We start from the raw sequence: 21,676 nt of genomic DNA, 5'->3' as shown, positions 1-21,676 counted from the left end.
GTAAAATAAAATGATATAGCATGTCGTAAAGAGGGCGTGCTGCAGCATATAGTAAAATAATGAAAAAGGAGATAGATGAATGAGAGAGTTAGAAAGAAAATTGAAAGTCGGAATCCTGGGAGGAACCGGCATGGTAGGGCAGAGATTCATCTCTCTGCTGGAGAACCATCCCTGGTTTGAGGTTGTAACAATTGCAGCCAGCGCAAGGAGCGCCGGAAAAACATATGAAGATGCAGTCGGAGGCAGATGGAAGATGACAACGCCGATGCCGGAAGCTGTTAAGAAGATCAAAGTCATGGACGTCAGCGATGTAGACGCGGTAGCCGCTACTGTAGATTTTGTATTCAGCGCTGTGGATATGTCCAAGGAAGAAATCAAGGCGATTGAAGAAGCTTACGCGAAAACTGAAACACCGGTGGTTTCCAATAACAGCGCTCACAGATGGACACCGGATGTACCGATGGTAGTTCCGGAAATCAATATCGATCATTTCGATGTGATCAAATATCAGAAAGAAAGACTGGGAACCAAGAGAGGCTTCATTGCGGTAAAGCCAAATTGCTCTATTCAGGGTTATGTGCCAGCCCTTGCCGCCTGGGCGGAATTCGAGCCTTATGAACTGGTTGTAACCACGTATCAGGCCATTTCTGGCGCAGGAAAAACCTTTGGGGACTGGCCGGAAATGGTAGAAAACATCATCCCGTATATTGGTGGTGAAGAAGAAAAGAGCGAACAAGAACCGCTGCGTATTCTGGGACATATCGATGAAACCGCCGGTGTAATCGTCAAGGCGCAGGAGCCTGTTATCACTTGTCAGTGTGTCAGAGTACCTGTGTTGGACGGTCATACCGCGGCAGTGTTTGTAAAATTCCGCAAGAAGCCGACAAAAGAACAGTTGATTGAGAAACTGCAGAATTACAAGGGCTTCCCACAGGAAGCAGAACTTCCGAACGCGCCAAAGCAGTTTATTCACTATATGGAAGAAGACGATAGACCGCAGGTGAAGCTGGATGTGAACTGCGAAAATGGGTTCGGCGTTTCCATCGGAAGACTCAGAGAAGACAGTGTCTACGATTTCAAATTCATCGGTCTTGCGCATAATACAGTCAGAGGCGCGGCAGGCGGTGCGGTACTGTGTGCGGAATCACTGGTAGAAAAAGGCTTTATTGAGAGCAAATAGGGGGTAAAGCAAATTGGGATATTTTGAAGCGGTTATATTGGGATTGCTGCAGGGGCTGGCAGAGTTTCTGCCGATCAGCAGCTCCGGACATCTGGCGCTGGCACAGGATCTTTTTCATGTAAATCCGGATAAAGTGCTGCTTTTTGCAGTGCTGCTGCATCTGGGGACGTTGATTGCGGTCTTTGTGGTATACTGGAAGGACATCTGGGAGCTGATTGTAGAACTCTGCGTAACCATTAAAGATTTGTGCACCGGAAAAGGATTGCGTCTGGAGGAACGTCCGGTTCGTAAGCTTGGCGTGATGATTATCGTAGCTACCATTCCGACAGCGGTGATTGGCCTGCTGTTTCAGGACTTCTTTTCAGGATTGTACAATTCTATGGTTGCGGTAGGGATTGGATTTTTAATTACAGGGGTACTCATGTTTTTGGCGGAGAAGATGGGTTCTGCCAATCGTGATATCAGGAAGATGAACTGTAGAAATGCGTTGTTCATTGGAATTTTACAGGGAATAGCCATTTATCCGGGTATATCCCGCTCTGGCTCAACGCTGGTAGGCGGATTAACCACAGGCTTGAAAAGAGAGTTCGCGGTAAAATTCGCGTTTCTGATCTCTATTCCTTCGATTTTGGGATCAGTGGTGCTGGAAGCGCCGAACGCGTTAAAGGAGTCAACCGACATGACGCTGCTGGGACCGATTGCTGTAGGTATGATCGTAGCAGCAGTTTCTGGTTATGTTGCAATTAAGACGATGATTCGCATCGTATCAAATAAGAAATTGAGCTATTTTTCCTATTATGTGTGGATTTTGGGCCTGTGCACGATTGGCTACGGCCTGTTTTCCGCATAAGCTCTAGAGCTCTCTTGCATCATACAAATAGGGGGAAGAAACGTGGCGCAAGCTAAGAAAAAAACGAGTACAAAGAAAAGAACAAGTGGAAAATCAGACGCTAAGTCAAAGGCAAAAGCCAAAGCAAAAGCAGAGATTCAGGAAATGCAGGAAAAACGTAAGGCCGACAAACGGGTTTTGGACGAAATTTGGGGCGTTATTTTCATTGCTATCGGCATTTTTCTCTTTGCGGCAGTACAGTTCCATGCAGCGGGAAATCTGGGAAACACGATAGGAGACGCTTTAAAAGGAATCTTCGGTCTGATGGGCCTGATACTTCCTTGGTATCTGGCTATATTCGGCGCTTTACTTTTTGCCAATAAAACAGTGCATATCAATGGAAAATCATTTGTCCTGGCGTTTATCGTGTTGTTGATGTTATGTCTTGTTAATTCAGGACGATTCATAGACAGTGAGGCGTTATTCTATGATGCCGGACTCTTTTATGAAAAGGGAGTCGCATTGCAAGGCGGCGGATTTTTCGGTATGACACTAGGAACTTTTTTGGTGAAGTCCATCGGTATGGTAGGACTGTACGTGTTTTCTATCGTAGTTATCATCATAAGTCTTTTGCTGGTTATTAACACGCCTGTATCCCGAGGGATTGAAAGGCTGGCGGGTAAAGCGGAAGCGCATAAACTGTTAAGAGAGAAAATGCAGGAGGATTCTCCTTTCGAGGAAGATACAGACGCCATAAAACATAGACAGCAGGAAAGCCAACTGTCTATGTTTTCAAACGGCAGAGATGTTAAAATTATTACGCCTTTTGATGACGAAGGGCCTTTGGGACGAAATTCTGATAAGACCGGATCAAGAACATCTAAAAGCAAGAAAAATAAAGTCCTCGAATATATGAGCGATAACAATCTCTTTTCCTCTGATAAAGGAAATAAACCTAAGACAGATGTTAATGTAAGCGGCTATGGCCTGGATGGAAAGGCGGATAGCAGCGGCAGCTACGGCCTGGAGGGAAGAACTGACTATGGCAGTGGTTACGGACTGGAGGGCAAGGTGGATTACGGTGGCGGTTACGGTTTGGACGGTAATCGTGAGAATATTCATAAGCGTGAACTGGAAAAAGGAAGCCATGCTAAGCCTAAAAAGGAGAAACGAAGGGCGGAAGAAGCAGAGAATACCTTTGTCAAGGCAGATCCGGAAACTGGAGCGTTGACAGCTACTCATGGGGTCAGTGGTATTATACAGACAGAGGAACCAGCAAAGCTGACGAAGAAGGAAGCCAGTTCTATCACTCTGGATCCTGACGAGGTGGCAATGCAGACTGAAGTGGTGGAATACAAAAAGCCGTCTATCAATTTGCTTAACAAGCCGCAGCCGGTGAACAAAGGCAATATCAATATCAGTTTAAAAATGAAGGCGGCCAAGCTGGAAGAAACGTTGAAGAATTTCCACGTGGATGCCAGAGTGATTCAGGTAACGCAAGGACCGGCTGTAACCCGATATGAGATTCAGCCTAATGTCGGCGTTAAAGTAAACAGTATCGTCAGACTGGCTGATGATATTGCGTTAAATCTGGAAGCGAAAAGTATTCGTATTGAAGCGCCGATTCCTGGCAAAGCAGCTGTAGGAATCGAAGTGGAAAACGATAAAATTAATATGGTCACCCTGCGGGAGATTATCGATTCTGAAGAATTTAAAACGGCTAAATCCAAGATTACTTTTGCCGTAGGAAAGGATATCGCGGGCAAGGCTATTGTTGCGGATTTGAAGGGTATGCCGCATCTGCTCATTGCGGGATCAACAGGTTCCGGAAAAAGCGTGTGTATTAACAGTATCATAACCAGTATTTTGTATAAAGCTGACCCTGATGAGGTGAAATTGGTTTTAATCGACCCGAAGGTAGTGGAACTGGGTAATTATAACGGTATTCCTCATCTCTTGATTCCTGTAGTAACGGAACCAACCAAAGCGGCGGCGGCGCTTAATTGGGCGGTTGCTGAGATGACTGACCGGTATAAGAAGTTTGCTGAAAATCAGGTTAGAGATTTAGAAAGCTATAACGATACGATGCGCCTCATGGGCGAGCATGATCAGGTAATGCCGCAGATTGTTATTATCATCGATGAGCTGGCGGATTTGATGATGGCAGCGCCGTCTCAGGTAGAGGAATCAATTTGCCGTCTGGCGCAGATGGCCAGAGCGGCGGGCATGCATTTGATCGTAGCAACCCAAAGACCGTCTGTAGATATTATTACAGGCGTTATCAAGGCGAATATCCCATCCAGAATTGCGTTTGCCGTATCCTCTCAATTCGATTCCCGAACTATCCTGGATATGTCCGGCGCGGAGAAGCTGGTAGGAAAGGGCGATATGCTATTCAATCCGTTAGGAATGGGGAAACCGGTACGGGTACAGGGTACATTTGTATCAGACAGTGAAGTACATAATGTTATTGAACACGTCAAAGGGCAAGTACCGGAGACGGAATATGCGGGAGATGTAATAAATACCATTGAGAAGGGTAATCTTCCGTCAAGTAAGGATGACGATGGTGATGAGTTGCTGCAGGAAGCCATCGAATGTGTGGTAACGGCGGGACAGGCATCTGTATCCATGCTGCAGCGCCGCTTCCGGATAGGTTATAACCGGGCGGCGAGAATTGTGGATATGATGGAGGCCAGAGGTATTGTTGGACCACAGGATGGCAGTCGTCCGAGACAGGTTTTGCTCACAGAGGAAGAACTGGCGGCAATGAAAAATGAAGTGGAGAGCGAATGAAGATATATATAGAAACCCTGGGCTGTCCAAAGAATTTTAACGATTCACAGGTGGCAGCAGGAATTTTGGAAGAACATCAGTATCAAATTACAGACAGTCCCGAAGAAGCTGACGTCATTATGGTCAATACCTGCGGGTTTATCAATGATGCTAAAACTGAATCCATCGAAAGAATTTTCGACATGGCCGCGTATAAAGAGAATGGAAAGAAACTGGTGGTTTCCGGTTGTCTCTCTCAACGCTATGCTGCGGAATTAGAGAAAGAGATGCCAGAGGTTGATCTGTTCATCGGCGTCAACGAGTACAAAGAATTGCCCGCATTATTAGAAAAATTATCAAAGGGCGTCGGCCGCAGGGTTGTTTGCAATTCATGCGAAGACGATGTGCTGATGGGTTATTCGCGAAAGCTTGAGCAAAACCCATATTCTGCTACGATAAAAATTGCAGAAGGGTGCAATAACATATGTGCCTATTGTATTATTCCTAAAATTCGTGGTAAATATAGAAGCAAGAGAGAAGAAGATATTCTCAGAGAGGCACAGGAACTGGCTGACGCAGGCTGCAAAGAATTGATTTTGATTGCGCAGGATGTAACCTATTATGGAATGGATCTCTACGGAGAGCTGCGTCTCGCGAAGCTTTTGCGCAGACTGTGCAGAATAGAAGGTATCCATTGGATTCGCCTGATGTATTGCTATGAAGACAGAATTACGGATGAACTGATTCAGACTATGGCGGAAGAAGAAAAAATTTGTCGCTACTTGGACATACCGATTCAGCATGCCAGCGATCGAGTTTTAAAAGAAATGAACCGAAGATCGACAGAGGATTCCATTAAGAATACGCTGTGCAGATTAAAGGACGCTATGCCGGATATTCATATCAGAACTACCTTGATTGTAGGCTTTCCGGGAGAGACTGAAGCTGATTTTGATATTTTAATGAACTTTGTAGAAAAGCAGCGTTTTGCTCGTTTAGGCGTATTCGCCTATTCTCAGGAGGAGAACACCCAGGCAGGAGAGCGGGAAGATCAGATCGATGAGGAAATAAAGGCGCAGCGGTTAGATCATATTATGCGCAGACAGTTGGATATTTCTCTGGAATTGAATCAGGAGAAGATCGGTCAGGTCTTTGATGTATTAGTAGAAGAACAGGATGAGGACGGCAGCTATATTGGGCGTACAGCCTTTGACGCACCAGAAATCGATAATGCAGTGATCTTTACTTCAAGAAGAAAGCTTGCGCCGGGTGATTTTGTCAAAGTCCTGATTGAAGACGCTTTTGACTATGACATCGTTGGAACGGAGGTTTCATTATGAATTTGCCTAACAAACTGACTATCGCAAGAGTTATCGCGGTACCGTTTTTCATTGCGGCATATATGACAGGGTATAATCTTGTCGCGTTTGTTCTGTTTATTGCGGCATCGTTTACAGACATGCTAGACGGTAAGATTGCGAGAAAATATCATCTGGTTACGAATTTCGGAAAGATCATGGATCCCTTGGCCGATAAGGTACTAGTCTATTCTGCTTTCTGCTTGATGGTAGAGGATGGAACTGTTCCCGGTTGGATGCTGATTGTCATTTTAGCCAGAGAATTTGTGGTCGCAGGAATGCGTACAGTAGCTGCTTCAGAAGGAATCGTCATCGCAGCGGCAATGAGTGGTAAGATCAAGACGGTTTTGCAGATGATCGCTGTGCCTCTGCTTTTGTTGGCGGCAGCTCTCAGCAGCATGGGAGAACTTCAGTATTATTGCGCTTTAGCTGGAGAAGTTTTTCTATGGGGCTCTTTAATTATGACGGTATACTCCGGTGTGGAGTATGTTTTAAAGAATAAAAAGGTTTTTTCACTACAATAAGTTAGGGGGAATGATAGATGAAGACTGCGATTTTAAGCGTCGGAACAGAGATTCTCTTTGGTCAGATCACTAATACGAATACGGTATTTCTTTCCCAGCAGCTGAATCTGCTGGGTTTTGACGTTATGTATCATTATACCGTCGGCGATAACGCGGGACGCCTTGCAGAAATTATCGAGATGGCTTTTCGAGATTGTGATTGTATTATTACCACAGGCGGCCTTGGACCTACTGAGGATGATTTGACAAAGGAGACGATATGTAAGGTGATGAAGGACGAGCTTATACGTCATGAACCCAGTATGGAAGCGTTGATGAAAAACGCCAGACGCAGAGGATGCTCCATGACGGCAAACAATTATAAACAGGCGATGATGCCGAGTAGAGCGGAGGTCTTTGATAATGATGCGGGAACAGCGCCGGGCTTTGCCCTGGAAAAGGACGGAAAGATGATCATCTGCATGCCGGGACCGCCGAGAGAAATGACACGTATGTGGCATAGACGTGCGCGTCCGTATCTGGAAAGCCGGCAAACGGATGTAATATATTATAAAGTGCTTCGATGCTTTGGCATTGGAGAATCGTCGTTGGAAACCGAATTGCTTTCTTTGATAGACACACAGACAGATCCCACTTTGGCCACTTACGCAAAAGAAGGAGAGTGCAGTGTTCGCGTTGCGTCAAAGCGTCCAACGCTGGCGGAAGCACAGCAGGCTGTGGAGAATATGATTTTACAAGTGAAGGAAAAGGTTGGAGACTATATTTACAGTGATAATGACGAGGATCTGGCACAGATTGTAGGCCGAAAGCTGATTGAACGCCATATTTCTATTTCATCCTGCGAATCCTGTACAGGCGGTATGTTTGGTGCAGCGCTGACGTCTGTGCCGGGGATTTCATCTGTCTTTGAGCGCAGCCTGGTTACCTATACATGGCGCGCTAAGATGGAAGAATTAGGGGTAAAAGAAAAGACGTTGCTGACGTATACAGCAGAAAGCCGTGAGGTGGCTGAGGAAATGGCATATGGTCTTTGGAAGAAGACCGAAAGTCGGATTTGTATGTCGGTAACCGGTTTAGCCGGTCCGGGAGGCGGCACTGAGGATAAGCCGGTAGGCACGGTATTTATCGGCTGCTGTATAGACGGAAAAACAACGGTGCAGGAAATACGCGGCAGGAATGTGAATCGGCAGTGGAACCGTCACTATGCGGTATTAGCCATGTTGGATATGATAAATCGCGTTCTGGATGAAAAGCTGCAGATATAATGAATTTACTTGACAGCCTTGTCCGATTACTGTATACTGTTTATACCAAATATTTACATTTTGTTTTAGACGAGAGAAAAGTCTTGACCTATTGACCGCAATCATGTATTATAGAATAAGAACAAATGTTCATGTGGAGGTAAGGAATGGCCAGTAATAATAATAATAAGATTAGCAAGGGGAGAATCGATAATATAGAAGAACGAGAAAAGGCTCTTGCAGACGCGCTAGATCAGATTCAGAAGCAGTACGGAAAAGGTTCTATTATGAAGCTGGGAGACGCGTCTGCACAGATGAATATCGATACGATTTCGACAGGTTCGGTCAGCTTGGATTTGGCGACGGGCGTAGGTGGTGTACCAAAAGGAAGAATCGTAGAGATCTATGGCCCGGAATCTTCTGGTAAGACGACTTTGACCCTGCATATCGTAGCAGAAGCGCAGAAACATGGCGGTAAAGCCGCTTTTATCGATGCGGAGCATGCTTTAGATCCGGTTTATGCTCGGAATTTAGGCGTTAAGGTTGATGAACTCTTAGTATCGCAGCCAGATACGGGAGAACAGGCTTTGGAAATCTGCGATATGTTAGCGCGTAGCGGTGCGCTTGATGTTATTGTCATAGATTCTGTAGCAGCTTTAGTACCTAAAGCTGAGATTGAAGGCGATATGGGAGAGACGCACGTAGGCTTACAGGCGAGACTGATGTCACAGGCCCTTCGTAAAATTGCCGGCAATGTGAACCGGTCCAGTACCTGTGTTATCTTTATCAATCAGCTTCGTGAAAAGATCGGAGTCATGTTCGGAAGTCCGGAGACAACTACCGGCGGACGGGCGTTGAAGTTTTATTCTTCCATGCGTTTTGACGTTAGAAGGGTAGAAACTATTAAGAGCGGCGATAAAATGATTGGAAACAGAACGAAGGTAAAGATTGTTAAGAATAAAGTCGCACCGCCTTTCAAACAGGCGGAGTTTGATATCATGTATGGCGAAGGCATTTCCAAGGCGGGAGATCTTCTGGATTGCGCTGTGGAGCAAAAAATAGTAGAAAAAGCCGGATCATGGTATAGCTACGGCGGAGAACGGATTGGTCAGGGTCGCGAGAACGTAAAAAAATGGCTGGAAGAAAATCCGGCAACATTAGAAGAAATTGAGCAGAAGCTGCTTGATACGTTGAAGCCTGAAGATACGGCTTCGGACAGTATGCAGGTAGACGCTGACGGTGTTGTAATTGAATAGAAGTTGAATGTGAGGGAAAAGCGATATGGAAGCAATAAAATGTATTAAGGAAAGAAGAAGCATCAGAAAGTTTAAGGATGAAGCCGTATCCAGAGAGGTAATTGATGAGATCGTTACGGCGGCCTCTTATGCGCCGTCCTGGAAAAATACGCAAATAACTAGATATGTAGTGGTAGAAAGTTCTGAAGTAAAGGCTAAAATAGCAGATGAATGTGTTTTGGGTTTTGAATATAACGCTAAAACGATTCATGGAGCGCCGCAACTGGTGGTAGCTACTTACGTGGCCGGACGTTCAGGATTCGAAAAGGATGGTTCCTATACTACCTCCAAGGAAGACAGATGGGAGAACTTTGATGTGGGAATTGCTGTACAGACCTTCTGTTTAGCAGCCCATGACAAAGGCGTTGGTACAGTTATATTGGGTATTTTTGATGATGAGAAGGTGGCAGAGGCTATCGGCGCGCCGAAAGGAGAAAAAATTGGAGCTTTAATTCCGATCGGCTATCCAGCTGGTGAAGCGCCTGCTGCGCCAAAGAGAAAAGAAGTGGAAGATCTGCTCAGATATCTTTAGAACCTGATAGGATAGATGAAAAAAGAGTATGACGGCATCAGTAAGGTTTAACACTGATGCCGTTTTTCAATGTCAAAAGAACCACTTTCAATTTTTTCCTTGACAACTGATCTGAAGTGAGATATTATAATGATATCAAAATAATATCATGAATTCTGCGAATTATGCAGCGCCCAAAAGGGGAAAGGAGAACTACATGAAAAATCAGAAAGAATTGGTCAATGAGAATAAAAATTGCACTGTTGCACAGAAGGAAATTAAACCTGCAAGCGGTATTCTTATGCTAATCGTTATCACGATGGCCTTACTGGCTTCTATCGCACTATGTATAGGAGGAGGCGTGATGATCAGTGAAGGAAATACTATAGCAGGGGTGGTCATGTTGATTATCGGTGTTATCTGCTGCATTGTGTTTCCTGTTTTATATGGCGGCCTTAAAGTAGTTGGACCTAATGAGGCGCTGGTATTGACACTTTTCGGAAATTATTATGGCACAATTTTGAAACAGGGATTTCATTTTGTGAATCCGTTCGCTACATATAACAATCCGGCGTATTTGAAGGAACTTACTGCGGCAAAGGAAGCGGCGGCGCAGGTGGATAAGGGAAAGATGAATTTTTCTATCGGTTCGGTCAGATTAAACGCAAAGAAAACTGTTTCCTTAAAAAATATTACATTGAATAACGGTATTCAAAAAGTCAATGATGTGATGGGAAATCCTATCATTATCGGGGCTGTTGTAATCTGGAAGGTTGTTGATCCGACAAAAGCTGTATTTAATGTAGAAGATTATACAGAGTTTTTATCTATTCAGACTGATTCGACAATCAGAAACATTGCGAGAATGTATCCGTATGATAGTATGAGTACGGAGGAACATGAACATACCAACGAGAAAACACTTAGAGGCAGCTCTCAGGAAATCGCCGATAACATGCGGACCGAGTTGAATAAAAAGGTGGAATTTGCAGGCCTGGAAATTGAAGAAGTACGTATTACACATTTGTCCTATGCAGAAGAAATCGCAGCGGCCATGCTGAGAAGACAGCAGGCCGAGGCAGTAATCTCCGCGAGAGCAAAGATTGTAGAAGGCGCGGTTAGCATGGTCAAGATGGCTATTGACAAACTGGGTGAGGAGGAAGTAGTATTTTTAGATGAGGAGAGAAAGGCGGCTATGGTATCTAATTTGATGGTCGTACTTTGCTCTGATAAGGATACGCAGCCTATCGTCAATAGCGGCAGTATCTACTAAGTTTAATATGGGGTATAGAGACTTTTAATAGTCGGAGGATTAGATGAGCGAAAGGTTGGACGCGATGGATAACGAAAAGAATATTTTACAGAAAGAAATAGAGTTAGAAGACCGTCTTGCCAGATTGCAGCGTATGGAAAGGGAAATTAAGGCTAAAGAGAAAGCTGTTAAACAGGCTGAAAAGGCGAAAAAACAGATTATCCTGCGAATTGCGCCATCATTGTGGGAAGAAATTGCCCGATGGGCAGAAGAAGATTTTCGCTCTATTAACGGGCAGATCGAGTATTTATTGTCAGAGTGTGTTCGAGAGCGAAAGAGTAAATAATCATCGCCGAAAATATTGAAAAAAAGGGAAAAATCATTTGACAAGCCTGTTACTTCCGTGCTATACTAATTGAGTTAGACCGCTCGGAAAAGGTTTAGAAAGCGTAATTTAAATAAATTGCGCTACCTGAAAAGGCGAGACTGGATAGAGGAGGTAAAAGTAAATGTACGCAGTAATTGAAACAGGCGGAAAGCAGTACAGAGTACAGGAAGGCGACGTTTTAACGATTGAGAAGTTAAACGTAGAAGCTGGAGACAAAGTGACTTTTGATAAGGTACTGGTTTTAGCTGAAGAAGGTGGCCTGAAGGTAGGAGCTCCATATGTAGAAGGAGCAGCGGTAACAGGCGAAGTAGTTGAAAATGGCAAAGGAAAGAAGGTTATTATCTTCAAGTACAAAGCTAAAAAGGACTATAGAAAGAAACAGGGTCACAGACAGCCTTACACAATGGTTAAGATTGAGTCCCTGGGCGGAAAGGCTCCAAAGGCATCTCTGGCAAAGGAAGAAGCGCCGGCTGAAGAAGTAAAGGCAGCAGAGCCAAAAGCTGAAAAGAAGGTTTCCGCTTCCATGAAGAAAGATGAATTAATTGCTTATGCAAAAGAGCATGGCGTAGAGGTTGACGAAAAGGCAACAAAAGCAGTCATCATCGAAACCATCGAAGCAGCATTAAAGTAATAGGATTAAGCCAGAAATAGCAAGGAGGTGTCTGGTCTATGGCAAGTAAAAAAGGAGTAGGTAGCTCTAAGAACGGTCGTGACTCCGAGTCGAAACGTTTAGGCGTCAAGACAGGTGACGGTCAGTTTGTTAGCGCTGGCAGCATTTTGGTTAGACAGAGAGGTACAAAATTTCATCCGGGCAATAATGTAGGCATCGGCGGTGATGATACATTATTTGCAAAGATTGAAGGTACTGTTCGTTTTGAAAGAAAAGACAAAACCAGAAAACAGGTAAGCGTTTATCCAAAAGAAGCATAAGATAGTTTGAGCCCCTAACGACGTTTAGGGGTTTTTTCATCGAAAATCTGCGCATACTGGCAGTGTAAGGAGGTCTGTTATGTTTGTAGATAGAGCGAAAATACAGATTAAATCAGGCAAGGGTGGAAATGGATGCGTATCCTTTCGCCGCGAGCCCTTTGTTCCCGAAGGCGGACCAGATGGAGGAGACGGCGGAAAAGGCGGAGATGTGGTTTTCCAGGCTGATCGTAATCTGAGAACCTTGATGGATTTTAGATATAAGAGAAAATATGAAGCCGAAAATGGACAAGACGGCATGCGGAAGAAAAAGTTCGGTAAAAATGGTAAGGACTTAGTTATTAAAGTACCTATGGGTACGGTAGTGATTGATGAGGAAACCGGACTAGTAATGAAGGATCTGACAGAGGATGGACAGTGTTTTATAGCTGCAAGAGGCGGTAAAGGCGGTAAGGGAAATACCAATTTTAAAAACTCTGTGCGTCAGGCTCCCAACTTTGCTGAAGCAGGCGGCTTTGCTAAAGAGCGAAGCGTGATCCTGGAGATGAAGGTTATTGCTGACGTTGGATTAGTAGGATTTCCGAATGTTGGAAAATCCAGTTTGCTGGCAACGGCTACGAGCGCCCAGCCTAAGATTGAGAACTATCATTTTACAACGATTGCTCCTAATCTGGGCGTAGTACAAATTTATGATACCAGCTTCGTCATGGCGGATATTGCCGGAATTATTGAAGGCGCCCATAAGGGTTTAGGCCTGGGACTCAAATTTTTAAAGCATATTGAACGAACAAGGGTGCTGATTCATGTTGTCGATGCATCAGGCAGCGAGGGGCGCGATCCAATCGAAGACTTTGACAAGATTATGGCTGAACTGTCGCTGTACAGTAAAAGGGTAGCAGAAAAGCCCATGCTGGTAGCCGCCAATAAGATGGATATGATCGACGAGGATGATCCGAAATACTTTGAATTTAAAGAGTACGTTGAGAATAAAGGGTGCCGAGTTTTTCCGATTTGCGCGCCGATCAATCTTGGTGTTCATGAATTGATGGCTGCTGCTGCGGAAGAACTGCGTAAAGCTGCTATGAACCCACCAGAGGATGACGATTACGAATACTTTGATTTTGATATTGACGACAGAGAACCTGACTTCAAGGAGGTCTATGCGTCTAAGGAAGGCGATGTATATGTTCTCACAGGAAAGCAGCTGCAGAAGATCTTTGACTCAACTAATTTCAACGATATGGGTTCGCTGCGCTATCTGTATAAGTATGTAGAAAAGCGCGGCGCAATTGAAAAGCTGCTCGATTTGGGATTGGAAGAAGGCGACACAATTCGAATTTTCGATTATGAATTTGAATACTGGGATGAGTATTAGAAGCTGAATCGCGCATAATTGACACCTCTATATAATATTTTGTATAGAGGTGATTTTATGAATAAAAAGAAACTGTGCATACAAGTCGTAATATGCGTTGTAGCGTTAGGCGCCGTATACTATGGAAACAACAGTAATATACCCCAGGTAGCAAAAATCTTTGATCAGGTAAAGGCAGTAATTATGGAACAGCCCACGATGGAGGATGTTAAGGATGTAGGAACACGTATTACCGCGGTTCTGGCTGGCGTACCGTCAAAGGTGGTTTCAGCGGTATCTAAGGTGAACAGTCAGTCCAGATATGGCGAACCTATTGATCAAAAGGCGTCTGACGGAGTGAAACAGGTTCATGCGGCGGCTGGCGGTGTGGTAGAGGCTTCCGGAAAGGATGATGAGTTGGGACTGTATGTGAAGATTCGCCATGAGGATGCGGTTACGGTTTACGGACATCTTTCAGATATCGGTGTGGTAGAGAAAGAACGCGTACAGCGTGGTGAAATTATCGGCAGCTATGATATCAGTTCCGGAGACGAATTTTATTATGATTTACAAGAGAATTTGTGATATAATGTTTGCACACGGCGATGAAGCCCTAGTCCGCTGACCGACAAGCCGTAGGCGCAGACGGAAGCGTGACAGGTCTCATGTCAGGAGTGCAGGAGCTTTGCTCCGTGGCACTCTATGGCAAGACAAGCTGAAAGCGCAGACAGAGGTTGGCTCTTGTATACTAAGGACAAAAAGTTGTGAAAGGTGGGACACCATGACAGAGGAAAAAGAGAAAAAGCGATTGACAGAGGAGGCCTGTCGGGATCTGTACAGGCAGTATGGAACACCTGAACATGTGATTCGACATTGCGAGGCTGTCAGTATGGTAGCCGTGACCATAGGAAAACAGCTTAACGGTTGTGGATATTCTCTGGATGTACCTCTGATAAAAGGCGCTGGACTGATTCACGATGTAGCGAGACTTTCTGAGGATCATGGACACGTTGCGGCGAAAATTCTGGATGAATTGGGATATCACGATGAAGCTGATATTGTAAGAGAACATATGATCTACGACTTTCACGACTTTGCTCATCTGAATGAGACAGATTTGGTCTGTCTGGCAGATCGTCTGGTCAAAGAGGATCGTTATGTGGGTCTGGATGAACGCATAGATTATATTCTGCATAAAGCGCCGCAGATACCCCAGGTTCAGAATCGAATTTGCCAGAAGAAAAGAGAAACAAGGAGATTAATGGATGAGATTGAAGCCGCCATAGGCTGTACCATAGACAGTCTCTTTGCAAACATAGATACTACAGAAGAAAGGCTGAAAAGATGAATTTACAATCAAAACTGAATCATCTGCTGAAACAGGTCGAAAAACCGGCCAGGTATATCGGCAATGAAAATCATATTGTGAGAAAAGATCCCCAGCAGGTAAAGGTTCGTTTTGCCTTTGCATTTCCGGATCTCTATGAAATAGGGATGTCCTATATGGGACTTCAAATCCTGTATCATATATTAAACGAACGGGAGGAAATCTATTGCGAGAGAGTCTTCGCTCCAGCTCCGGATATGGAACAATTAATGCGGGCGGAAGATGTGCCGTTGTTTACGCTGGAAACTAAGACACCGGCAAGAGAAATGGATTTTCTGGGCTTTACCTTGCAGTACGAGATGTCCTTTACCAGTATTTTGGACATGCTGGAGCTTGCAGGAATTCCACTGCTGGCCGCAGAAAGGACGCCAGAAGACCCTTTGATCGTCGCGGGGGGGCCTTGCGCCTATAATCCGGAACCGTTGGCTGATTTCATCGATATTTTCCTTATAGGAGACGGTGAGGAGAGTCTGCCGAAACTGACTGAAAAATATAAACAGGCAAAAGCGCGGGGAATGTCGAAGACAGCGTTTTTGGAAGAAATCGCAGGAGATACCGGCGTGTATATACCGTCTCTTTATGAAGTCAGTTATCATACAGACGGTACAGTGAAAGCCTACATACCTTTGACCGATAAAACGCCGGCAAAGGTTCAGCGTTGTCTCATTGACGATATTGAGACAGTAGATTTTCCTACAGAGCCTATCGTTCCGCTGATTGAGACAGTGCATGACAGAGCCGTAGTGGAAACCTTCAGAGGCTGCACCAGAGGATGCCGTTTCTGTCAGGCAGGTATGATTTATCGTCCGGTACGTGAGAGATCAAAAGAAACGATTACGGATCTGGCTATGAGACAATTGGAAAGCACCGGTCATGAGGAACTTTCTCTGCTCTCTCTGTCAACCAGTGATCACTCCCAGTTTGAGGAGCTTGCAGTAGAGCTTATGAGACAGTGCAAAGCGCAAAATGTATCTCTTTCATTGCCATCACTCCGTTTGGACAGCTTTTCTTTCCGTGTATTAGAAGAAATTCAGGGATATAGAAAATCGGGTTTGACGTTTGCGCCGGAAGCTGGTACCCAGAGGCTGCGCGATGTGATCAATAAAGGCATTACGGAGAAGGATATTTATGAAGCAGTAGAACAGGCTATTGAGCTTGGGTGGAAGCATATTAAACTGTACTTTATGATTGGTTTGCCGACAGAGACGGATGAGGATCTGGACGGCATTGCTGAGATCGCAAAAAATATCGTGCAGATTCATCGGAATTCGGGAAAAGGCGGACGATTTACTGTATCAGTCAGTGTATCTAATTTCGTTCCAAAAGCCCATACGCCGTTTCAATGGGTCAGCCAGAATACCACTGAGGAGTTTAACCGTAAGCATAACTATCTCACGGCAAGATTGAAGATCAAAGGCGTCAATTTTAACTATCATGATGATACGGTCAGCACTTATGAAGCAGTTTTTGCCAGGGGAGACCGCCGGCTTTCCAGATTATTGCTGGAGGCGCATCGTCAGGGATGCAAATTGGACGGATGGTCGGAACATTTTGATCCTGAGAAGTGGAAGAAAGCTGTAGAAATCAGCGGAACTGATATTGCTTTTTATACTACGCGTCAGAGAAGCTTCGAGGAAACGCTTCCATGGGATATAGTCGACGCGTCTATTTCTAAGGATTTTTTGCGCAAAGAGGCTGATAAATCCTTAGCGGAGATTACCACAAAGGACTGCCGCTGGGGCTGTGCGGGTTGTGGTATCAATCGCCGGACAAAATGTAAACAGGGAGGGATTTATCATGCATAGATATGTAGTCAGATTTGAAAAAGAAGGCTATATTCGCTATACTTCCCATTTGGACATGCTAAGGCTGTTCAAAAGAGCTTTTAAGCGAGCAGGTATTACGCTCAGCTATTCTCAGGGCTTTAATCCTCATCCTAAAATGGGTTTTGCGCAGCCGCTATCTCTGGGTTACACCAGTCGTTGTGAGCTTTTGGAATTTGAAACAGTTAAAGAGGAAAAACCTGAGAATATGACGCGAGCACTTCAATCTATGATGCCTGAGGGAATTCAAATTCTCGCCTGCAGCCCTCTTATGGGCGATATAAAATCTTTAGCGGCGGCGACCTGTGAAGCTGTTTACAATGTTGTATTCCCTGTAGAAGCAGATCCTGAACGAGATCAAAAACTGGTGGATGAATATTTGGCACAGCCTGAAATATTGGCTGAAAAACGGCAAAAGAAAACCAAAAAAATGGTAACCGTAGATATTCGTCCTAAGATCAGGGAGATAAAGCTGCTGAAAAGCAGTCGTTTGACGTTGCAAATGCGTTTAGACAGTGGGAGCGCGTCGAATCTCAGTCCTGAACAGGTGATTACTTCCTATATGGCTTTTGCGGGGTTGAACATACCTCGCTACGATGTTGAAGTCGAGAGAGTTTCCATGGGATTTGACAAAGCTGTGAAATTTTAATTTAATATTGACATCTTCTGGAAATAGAGATAATATATTCATATAAACCAAAATATGGATATAATCAGAAGGGAGAATGAAGATGGAAAAATTGAAACCGTATCTGACTTGGCTCTCAGAACACGAGAAAATAATAAAAGCAGCGGCAGCAGTTGTAATACTGATTGCCGCTGTAGTGTTTTTTGGAGGTATTGGGGAGGAATCAGATAATTCTCTTGATTTTAAAGAGGCAGAGCAGGCACAATCTACACAATCTGATGAAACAAGCCTACAGGACGATATGGATGAACACGGAGGCATAGCGCAGGGACCGGTTTATGTAGATATCGGAGGCTGTGTTAAAAGTCCGGGGGTATACCAGGTAGTAGAAGGAACCAGACTTTTTGAGGTAATAAAAGAAGCCGGCGGTTTGACGCCGGATGCTGACGTCAGTCAAATCAATCAGGCGGAAACTGTGACAGACGGTCAAAAGGTAGTAATTCCTGCCATGGGTGAAACAACAGGAGCTATAGAATCACCGGCAGCAGGAAATACCGGTTCAGCAGTTACATCAGACGGTAAAATTAATATCAATCTGGCTGACAGTAATCAGCTTCAGGAGTTACCGGGCGTTGGACCGGCCACTGCCGAAAAGATTATCAATTACAGAGAAGAACACGGCAGCTTTGCGTCAAAGGAGGATATTAAAAATGTCAGTGGAATCGGAAATAAGACGTATGAGAAAATGCAGGATATGATATTTGTATAGTTTTCTTGTTTCTGGTAATAATAGCCGTTGAGGTGATAATATGTTCAGTCAGAAAAAAAAGAATCATACGTGGATTTATGTCGCACTTGCACTTACTGTTGTCATTCTTGCTGTATTCCTTCTCATTGGAGCGCTAAGCAGTCGAAATGCCCGTGAAGCTGAGCGGGTTAATTTAGAAAGCAGAGTACAGGATTTGCCGCAAGAGGACAAACAAGACGATACGCAGGTTGATTCACCAAAATCCGCAGAGGAAGATCCGGAGGAAAAAGAGGACGACAATCAACAATTTTATCAGTCATATTATTTGGTGAAATATGATAACAATGTTATTAAGATCTTTTTCTCCGATGAAACGGGCAAGTTGACCGAGCTGGAAGAAACCGGCATTATTTATGAAACTCTGTCTGCCCAGGACCAGCAGAGATTCGCTGAGGGGATCAAGCTGGAAAGGAGAGATGATCTGAATAAATTGATGATGGATTATGAGAGCTGAGTAAAATGATGAAAGAAAGAGTAAAACGGTGCGCGCTGTTATTTGCAGGCATTATTGCTTTTGTTGCCTGCAGCGGCATTTTGTTTCCGGAGCAGCTGTCTGTGCTGACTTCTTCAAAGGATGTAGTATCTGAGAGAGTTCTAATACCAGGCGGCCAATCAGTAGGACTGCAGATGAATGTAAAGGGAGCGCTGATTGTCGGCGTCGAAAACGATACGGGTCCTCAGGTAGGAGATATGATTATCGCTGTCAACGGCAGAAAGGTTGATAGTCCGGATGATGTTGATAAAATTGTATCTGACAGCGGCGATACAGTAGAGCTTACAGTGGTACGAGACAGAGAAAACCTGAACTATCGGGTAAAGCCCTATTACGATAAGAGCAGCGGAGCATACCGACTGGGCCTTTGGATAAAAGAAAAAATCGCGGGAATCGGTACGTTATCTTTTTACGATCCTAAGACAAACAAATTTGCTTCTCTTGGGCATGGTATTTACGAGGCAGAAACAGGGATATTATTGGAAACCCGCAGCGGGAAGCTGCTGAATACCAGAGTAAACCAGATTAAAGCAGGAGAGAAGGGAACGCCGGGAGAATTAGGCGGCGTTATCTATGATTTTCAGAATCCATTAGGAACAATTGAAAAGAACACAGAATTCGGACTATACGGAAGCGCTGACGACGCACAGGATTTCGATTTGTCTAAACCTATCATCATGGCCGCGAGATCTCAGGTGGAAGAAGGAGACGCATATATTCTGACCACCATTGACGGTACAAAGGTGGAACGTTTCGACATTGAAATTACTCGTGTTCGCCATCAAAATCATGCTGAAGGAAAAGGCATGGAATTCGAGGTGACTGATAAAAAGTTATTGAAAATCTGCGGTGGTATTGTCCAGGGTATGAGCGGCAGTCCAATCATACAGAATAACAGGCTTGTAGGCGCTGTAACACATGTTTTTGTAAACAATCCTAAAAAGGGATATGGCATCTTTGCTGAATTTATGGTCGAAGAATGCGATAAATGAGAATAATATGATAAATTTGTACGGAATTTGCGACATTTTGTCATAAAATAAGTGTTCCCTAATCATCGTTTTTATTGTAAAATTATAGCGTAGGACTGAGAAGGTGCAAGAAAAATGTCCGAGGGAGGATTAGTGTATGGATAAAATTAAGCTGGGTCTTGTTGATGATAACAAAGACTTTTGCGAAGCTTTGCAGGCGTATTTCTCACGGCAGGAGGATATGGAGATTTCTTTTACTGCCGAAGATGGTATTGGAGCCATAAATCAAATCCAAAACAGTGAAGTTGATGTGTTAATTCTTGATTTAATTATGCCTCATATGGATGGTTTTGGTGTGTTGGAATCGTTGAATACTATGGAGCTGAACAAATATCCCCATGTTATCATGGTTTCCGCGGTAGGTCAGGATGCTATGATTCAGAGAGCAATCGCTATGGGTGCGGAATATTATCTGGTCAAACCGATTAGCATGGATATTCTGGCAAAGCGGATTCGGCAGATCATGAGCCGTGAAATGTCGGGACGGTGTGAAGTGAACAATATTGGCTTTAACTTGAATAGATCAGCCAGCTACAAGGAGAATGATCTTGAAATCGAAATCACAAATTTGATTCATGAGGTAGGCGTTCCAGCTCATATCAAAGGATATCATTATTTGCGTGACGCGATTACCATAGTGGTTAACAATATGGATATTTTATCGGCAGTTACGAAAGAACTCTATCCAACCATTGCCAAGATGAACAATACAACTCCTAGCAGAGTGGAAAGAGCTATACGTCATGCTATTGAAGTAGCTTGGAACAGAGGCAGGATTGAAACGATCGACGCTTTGTTTGGATATACCGTGAAGAATGATAAAGGCAAGCCTACGAATTCTGAATTTATTGCTATCATTGCAGATAAACTGCGGTTAGAGCGTAAAATCGGTTAATACATTTACAAAATGATTCCTTATGTGGAAAAGTGTGTGTGGCCCAGATAAGAGAATTTTTTACATGTCCCGCTCTTTTGTGAAAGCAGAAAAATTTGGGAAAGCTATTGACAGGAATGATTCCGTCATGTAAGTTATAAGGAATGTTTAAGAAAAACTAGGACGCAGGAGAAGCATTTATGATTACACAGGAAAAGATAGACCGTATTAATATATTAGCTAGAAAAGCAAAGACGGAAGAAGGACTGACAGAGGAGGAAAAAGCCGAGCAACAAGTGCTGCGCAGAGAGTATATAGACGCCTTCAAGGCAAATCTACGATCACAGCTTGAACAGATTGAATTTGTTGATAAGGATAGTAAATGAAAATAAAATGTGAAGGAGAGCAGAATTTTACAAATTTTGCTCTCTTTTTAGTTTATTATGAACAGAAGGAATGGCTATGGGAGGATGAGAAAATGAAAAAGCTATATGTTGTCAATCTTTGTGTTCTTTTGATTATGTTTTTAACAGCAGGAATTGTGGGACGTCCTAATACTGACAGCAGTCAGATTAAATTGCTTGTTACTGATCGTATTACGGCTTTAAACGACTATTACAGTCAGGATACGACTTATGACGAAACAGAAGATATTCTTCGTCAGCTTGAGAAGGAAAAGCTGCTAAGAAGTGATCTTGCTTTAATGAAGGCATACAGCGCAACAGATATGGATCGGATTCAGACCTCAAAAGTAAAAGTCAAATCATGTAAGAGGACAAGCTACGGTATCATTAAAGGTAACGCGGAAATTTCTTATGTCATGTACAGACAGCATGGAAAGTGGAGGGACAAGCAGGTATACTTTTTTACTGCTGAAGATAAAAAAGGAAAAATAAAATTAACACAGCTGAAAAAAATATGAGTAAACAAAAATCTCCTTGTTTAATCACGGGTTTAATTTGGTATAATATGTTTGAAGATTAAAAAAGGAGTAA

At 43.9% G+C, this 21,676-nt stretch carries 22 protein-coding genes and 1 pseudogene; all 23 read left to right on the top strand.

Annotated features, from left to right (window positions below; translation table 11 throughout):
* The first annotated feature begins 79 nt into the window (after positions 1–79).
* Positions 80–1,180, top strand: coding sequence for an aspartate-semialdehyde dehydrogenase (gene asd, locus ACPW7J_RS07885; protein ID WP_424959867.1), 1,101 nt, complete (start codon positions 80–82; stop codon positions 1,178–1,180).
* 13 nt (positions 1,181–1,193) lie between these two features.
* On the top strand, positions 1,194–2,030 hold the full coding sequence (uppP, locus tag ACPW7J_RS07880) for an undecaprenyl-diphosphatase UppP (protein WP_425754896.1): 837 nt from the start codon (positions 1,194–1,196) through the stop codon (positions 2,028–2,030).
* A 42-nt stretch (positions 2,031–2,072) separates the two neighbouring features.
* The gene (locus tag ACPW7J_RS07875) at positions 2,073–4,805 is read left to right on the top strand and encodes a DNA translocase FtsK 4TM domain-containing protein (RefSeq protein ID WP_425754895.1); all 2,733 of its coding nucleotides are present in this window, start codon (positions 2,073–2,075) and stop codon (positions 4,803–4,805) included.
* Entirely contained in the window at positions 4,802–6,124 is a 1,323-nt protein-coding gene (gene rimO / locus ACPW7J_RS07870; RefSeq protein ID WP_425754894.1) for a 30S ribosomal protein S12 methylthiotransferase RimO, read from the top strand. The genes ACPW7J_RS07875 and rimO overlap by 4 nt, the downstream gene beginning before the upstream one ends.
* Positions 6,121–6,666: a CDP-diacylglycerol--glycerol-3-phosphate 3-phosphatidyltransferase gene (gene pgsA, locus ACPW7J_RS07865; protein ID WP_161873007.1), complete on the top strand. Its 546-nt coding sequence runs from the start codon at positions 6,121–6,123 to the stop codon at positions 6,664–6,666. Before rimO ends, pgsA begins: the two co-directional genes overlap by 4 nt.
* 17 nt (positions 6,667–6,683) lie before the next feature.
* Positions 6,684–7,931 carry a competence/damage-inducible protein A gene (locus tag ACPW7J_RS07860; protein WP_424959863.1) on the top strand — a complete coding sequence of 416 codons (1,248 nt, stop codon included), beginning with the start codon at positions 6,684–6,686 and terminating at the stop codon, positions 7,929–7,931.
* Between the two features lie 146 nt (positions 7,932–8,077).
* Positions 8,078–9,166, top strand: coding sequence for a recombinase RecA (gene recA / locus ACPW7J_RS07855; RefSeq protein ID WP_161873009.1), 1,089 nt, complete (start codon positions 8,078–8,080; stop codon positions 9,164–9,166).
* Between the two features lie 25 nt (positions 9,167–9,191).
* On the top strand, positions 9,192–9,737 hold the full coding sequence (locus tag ACPW7J_RS07850; protein WP_424959861.1) for a nitroreductase family protein: 546 nt from the start codon (positions 9,192–9,194) through the stop codon (positions 9,735–9,737).
* A gap of 196 nt (positions 9,738–9,933) precedes the next feature.
* Entirely contained in the window at positions 9,934–10,989 is a 1,056-nt protein-coding gene (locus ACPW7J_RS07845; protein ID WP_424959860.1) for an SPFH domain-containing protein, read from the top strand.
* Between the two features lie 43 nt (positions 10,990–11,032).
* Entirely contained in the window at positions 11,033–11,314 is a 282-nt protein-coding gene (locus tag ACPW7J_RS07840; protein ID WP_424959859.1) for a hypothetical protein, read from the top strand.
* Positions 11,315–11,477: 163 nt separating this feature from the next.
* Positions 11,478–11,780 (top strand): annotated as a pseudogene (rplU, locus tag ACPW7J_RS07835) (50S ribosomal protein L21); the annotation flags it as partial.
* A gap of 245 nt (positions 11,781–12,025) precedes the next feature.
* A complete protein-coding gene (rpmA, locus tag ACPW7J_RS07830; RefSeq protein ID WP_161873013.1) occupies positions 12,026–12,286 on the top strand; it encodes a 50S ribosomal protein L27 in 261 nt (86 codons plus the stop codon).
* Between the two features lie 79 nt (positions 12,287–12,365).
* The gene (obgE, locus tag ACPW7J_RS07825) at positions 12,366–13,658 is read left to right on the top strand and encodes a GTPase ObgE (RefSeq protein WP_425754893.1); all 1,293 of its coding nucleotides are present in this window, start codon (positions 12,366–12,368) and stop codon (positions 13,656–13,658) included.
* Positions 13,659–13,715: 57 nt separating this feature from the next.
* Entirely contained in the window at positions 13,716–14,222 is a 507-nt protein-coding gene (locus tag ACPW7J_RS07820) for a peptidoglycan DD-metalloendopeptidase family protein (RefSeq protein ID WP_424959857.1), read from the top strand.
* Between the two features lie 196 nt (positions 14,223–14,418).
* Positions 14,419–14,985, top strand: coding sequence for a hypothetical protein (locus ACPW7J_RS07815; RefSeq protein WP_161873089.1), 567 nt, complete (start codon positions 14,419–14,421; stop codon positions 14,983–14,985).
* Entirely contained in the window at positions 14,982–16,829 is a 1,848-nt protein-coding gene (locus tag ACPW7J_RS07810; RefSeq protein ID WP_425754892.1) for a TIGR03960 family B12-binding radical SAM protein, read from the top strand. Before ACPW7J_RS07815 ends, ACPW7J_RS07810 begins: the two co-directional genes overlap by 4 nt.
* Positions 16,822–17,496, top strand: a complete 675-nt coding sequence (locus ACPW7J_RS07805; protein ID WP_425754891.1) for a TIGR03936 family radical SAM-associated protein — start codon at positions 16,822–16,824, stop codon at positions 17,494–17,496. The genes ACPW7J_RS07810 and ACPW7J_RS07805 overlap by 8 nt, the downstream gene beginning before the upstream one ends.
* A gap of 82 nt (positions 17,497–17,578) precedes the next feature.
* Positions 17,579–18,244, top strand: coding sequence for a helix-hairpin-helix domain-containing protein (locus tag ACPW7J_RS07800; RefSeq protein WP_161873092.1), 666 nt, complete (start codon positions 17,579–17,581; stop codon positions 18,242–18,244).
* A gap of 40 nt (positions 18,245–18,284) precedes the next feature.
* Positions 18,285–18,737, top strand: a complete 453-nt coding sequence (locus ACPW7J_RS07795) for a hypothetical protein (RefSeq protein ID WP_161873093.1) — start codon at positions 18,285–18,287, stop codon at positions 18,735–18,737.
* A 5-nt stretch (positions 18,738–18,742) separates the two neighbouring features.
* Positions 18,743–19,768 (top strand): SpoIVB peptidase, encoded by a 1,026-nt coding sequence (spoIVB, locus tag ACPW7J_RS07790; RefSeq protein ID WP_425754890.1) that lies wholly within the window; start codon positions 18,743–18,745, stop codon positions 19,766–19,768.
* Positions 19,769–19,904: 136 nt separating this feature from the next.
* Positions 19,905–20,702, top strand: a complete 798-nt coding sequence (spo0A, locus tag ACPW7J_RS07785) for a sporulation transcription factor Spo0A (protein WP_425754889.1) — start codon at positions 19,905–19,907, stop codon at positions 20,700–20,702.
* A gap of 179 nt (positions 20,703–20,881) precedes the next feature.
* Entirely contained in the window at positions 20,882–21,067 is a 186-nt protein-coding gene (locus tag ACPW7J_RS07780; protein ID WP_425754888.1) for a DUF896 domain-containing protein, read from the top strand.
* A 92-nt stretch (positions 21,068–21,159) separates the two neighbouring features.
* On the top strand, positions 21,160–21,603 hold the full coding sequence (locus tag ACPW7J_RS07775) for a hypothetical protein (protein WP_425754887.1): 444 nt from the start codon (positions 21,160–21,162) through the stop codon (positions 21,601–21,603).
* Positions 21,604–21,676: the final 73 nt, after the last annotated feature.

Origin of the sequence: Ihubacter sp. rT4E-8 (assembly GCF_049852125.1) — a bacterium.
GTDB lineage: Bacteria > Bacillota > Clostridia > Peptostreptococcales > Anaerovoracaceae > Senimuribacter.
Note: the sequence above shows the minus strand (reverse complement) of the source record. Positions and strands in the feature narration are given on the sequence as shown.